Here is a 3,481-nt window from a genome sequence, read left to right as displayed (position 1 = left end):
CTTGAGGACGGTGCGGTACTCCTCCAGCATCCCGTCCATCAGCGGGGAGTGGAACGCGTGCGACACCGTCAGCCGCCGCACCCGCGGCCCCAACTCCGAGAAGTGACCGGCCACTTCCTCCACGGCACCCTCGACACCCGAAATCACCACCGCCGACGGCCCGTTCACCGCCGCGATCCCCACTTCACTCTCACGACCGGCCAGCAACGAAGCCACCTCGGACTCCGCCGCCTCCACCGCCACCATCACCCCACCCTCAGGCAACACCTCCATCAACCCCGCACGCGCCGCCACCACCCGGCACGCATCCTCCAACGACCACACACCCGCCACATGAGCAGCCACCAACTCCCCCACCGAATGACCCGCCACACACCCCGGCACCACACCCCACGACTCCACCAACCGCCACAACGCCACCTCGAACGCGAACAACGCAGGCTGCGTCCACCCCGTACGACCCAACCGACCAGCATCCTCGCCATCCGAAGCGAACATCACCTCCCGCACCGAACCCCCCACCAACGGATCCAACACCCCACACACCTCAGCCAAAGCCGACGCAAACACCGGAAACGCCTCAGCCAACTCCCGCCCCATCCCCGGACGTTGCGCACCCTGACCCGAGAACACCAGACCGAGAGCGCCGTCGATGGCGGCGTGGGTGCGGGTGGGGTCGGACGCGAGGCCCCGCAGGGCCGCTTCGAGTTCGGTGCGGTCGGTGCCGGTCACGGCGGTGCGGTGCTCGTGCAGGGTGCGGGTGGTGGCCAGGGAGTAGCCAATGTCGGCGGCGGTCGCCCCGGGGTGTTCGGCGAGGTGCGCGAGGAGCCGTTCCGCCTGGGCGGCGAGGGCGTCGGTGCTGCGGGCGGAGAGGAACCAGGGCAGTGCGGGGAGCGGCCTGCCGGACTCATCGGCGGCGGCTTCCGGCTCGGGTTCCTCCAGGATGACGTGCGCGTTGGTGCCGCTGACGCCGAAGGCGGAGACGGCGGCCCGGCGCGGCCGTTCGCCACGGGGCCAGGCACGCTCCTCGGTCAGCAACTCCACCGCGCCACTGGCCCAGTCGACCATCGGCGTCGGCTCGTCCACGTGCAGCGTCCTCGGCATCACCCCGTGCCGCATCGCCTGCACCATCTTGATGACACCCCCCACACCGGCGGCGGCGACGGTGTGTCCGAGGTTGGACTTCAACGAGCCCAGATACAGCGGCTGTTCGCGGTCCTGACCGTAAGTCGCCAGCAGCGCCTGCGCCTCGATCGGATCCCCCAACCGGGTTCCCGTACCGTGCGCCTCCACCACATCCACATCCGCCGGACCAAGCTGAGCGCTGCTCAACGCCTGCCGGATCACCCGCTCCTGCGACGGACCATTCGGCGCCGTCAGCCCATTGCTCGCCCCGTCCTGATTCACCGCACTGCCCCGCACCACCGCCAACACCCGGTGGCCGTTCCGCAGCGCATCCGACAACCGCTCCACCACCAACAGCCCAACCCCCTCCGACCACGACGTGCCGTCGGCCGCCGCGGCGAAGGACTTGATGCGGCCGTCGGGGGCGAGGCCGCGCTGTCGGGAGAAGTCGACGAAGCCGCCAGGGGTCGCCGTGATGGTGGCGCCGCCGGCCAGGGCGAGGGAGGACTCGCCGCGCCGGACCGACTCCGCGGCCAGGTGCAGGGCGACGAGGGAGGAGGAGCAGGCGGTGTCCACCGACAGGGCGGGGCCTTCGAGGCCCAGGGCGTAGGCGATCCGGCCCGAGGCGACGCTGCTCAGCTTGCCGGTCATCAGGTGGCCTTCGAGTTCCCGGGGACCGGCGAGGCCCAGGTAGCTCTGCTCGATCACGCCGGCGAAGACACCGGTGCGGGTTCCGCGCAGCGAGGCGGGGTCGATGCCCGCGTCCTCCAGTGCTTCCCAGGCCGTCTCCAGCAGTACCCGCTGCTGCGGGTCCATGGCGGTGGCCTCGCGGGGCGAGATGCCGAAGAAGTCGGCGTCGAACAGCGCGGCGCCGTCCAGGAATCCGGCTTCTCGGGTGTAGGAGGTGCCGGGGTCGTCGGCGTCCGGGCTGTACAGGCCGTCCAGGTCCCAGCCGCGGTCGGCGGGGAACGGGCCGATCGCGTCGCGGCCCTCGGTGACCAGGCGCCACAGGCCGTCCGGCGAGGCCACTCCGCCGGGGAAGCGGCAGGCCATGCCGACGATGGCCACGGGTTCCCGGGCCGCGGACTCCAGTTCGGTGACGCGCTCGCGTGCCTTCTGCAGGTCCGCGGTCACCCACTTCAGATAGTCGACCAGCTTCTGTTCCCGGGTCTGGGCCGTGGTCGGGGTGCCGGACTCGGTGGGCTGGGCAGCAGACATGCGAAATGAGCCTCTCGTTCGGGTGCGGGGCGGAACACAGGGCCAGGCGGGCGGGCCGCCGGTCGGCGCGGCCCGCCCACTGGTCAGTCCGCCGCTCGGCCGAGCTGGGTGTCGATGAAGTCGAAGATCTCGTCGGTGGAGGCGGACGCGATCAGGTCCGCCGCCGCGCCGGAGGCCGGGGCGGCGGGGGCCTCGGCGTCGCCGGTCAGCCCCGCCAGCAGCTGACGCAGCCCGGTCACGGCCTCGGCGCGGGTCTCGGCGTCGTCAGGCAACGCACCGACGGAGGTCGCCAGCGCGTCGAGGTGTGAGCGGACGCCGGCGGCGGGTGCGGGGGCCGCGGTGTCGAGGAGGTAGGCGGTCAGCGCGGCCGGGTTCGGGTGGTCGAAGACCACGGTGGCGGGCAGGGTGAGCCCGGTGGCCGCGGCGAGCCGGTTGCGCAGCTCGACCCCGGTCAGGGAGTCGAACCCGAGGTCCTGGAAGGGCTTGTCGGGCCCGATCGCGGCCGGGTCGGGGTGCTTGAGGACGGCCGCGACCAGCGCGGTCACGGTCTGCAGCACGTACGGCCGGCGCTGTGTCCCGGCGAGGTCCGCGAGCCGTTCGGCCAGCGTCACGGTCCGGGCGGCGGGCGCGGTCTCCGGTTCCGGCCGGGTGTCCGGTGCGGGGGCGGGGGTCCGGCCGGGTCCGCCGTCCGCCGGCGGGAGCTGGTCGAGCCAGTGCCGGCGGCGCTGGAAGGGGTAGGTCGGCAGCGGTACCCGGCGGGCGCCGGAGCCGGCGAAGAAGGCCTCCCAGTCCACCGCCACGCCACGGCCGTGCAGGGTGCCGAGGGCGCGCACCACCGACTCCGGTTCCGGCTGCCCGGCGCGTACCGCGGCGACGGCGAGGGTGGTGTCGGGCTCCCTTACGGCCTGGGCCGCGAGGGCGGCGAGGACGGCGCCCGGGCCGATCTCCAGGAAGGTGCGCGTGCCCTGCTCCTCCATCGCGGTGACGGCGTCGCCGTAGCGGACGGCCTCACGCACCTGCCGTACCCAGTAGTCGGGGTGGCGCAGGTCGTCACCGACGGCCCGGCGGCCGGTCAGCGTCGAGATGACGGGGATCCGGGGGGCCTGGTACTCGACCCCCTTGAGGACGGTGCGGTACT

At 72.9% G+C, this 3,481-nt stretch carries 2 protein-coding genes; both read right to left on the bottom strand.

The features are described 5' to 3' along the window. Positions 1 to 2,343 (bottom strand): type I polyketide synthase (locus BEK98_RS45360; RefSeq protein ID WP_143684259.1); only part of this gene is annotated, 2,343 nt, incomplete at its 3' end. Positions 2,344 to 2,426: 83 nt separating this feature from the next. Next, a partial coding sequence (locus BEK98_RS45355) for a phosphopantetheine-binding protein (protein ID WP_244202275.1) occupies positions 2,427 to 3,481 on the bottom strand: 1,055 nt, incomplete at its 5' end.

The organism is Streptomyces diastatochromogenes (assembly GCF_002242805.1).
GTDB classification, from domain to species: Bacteria; Actinomycetota; Actinomycetes; order Streptomycetales; family Streptomycetaceae; genus Streptomyces; species Streptomyces diastatochromogenes.
Note: the sequence above shows the minus strand (reverse complement) of the source record. Positions and strands in the feature narration are given on the sequence as shown.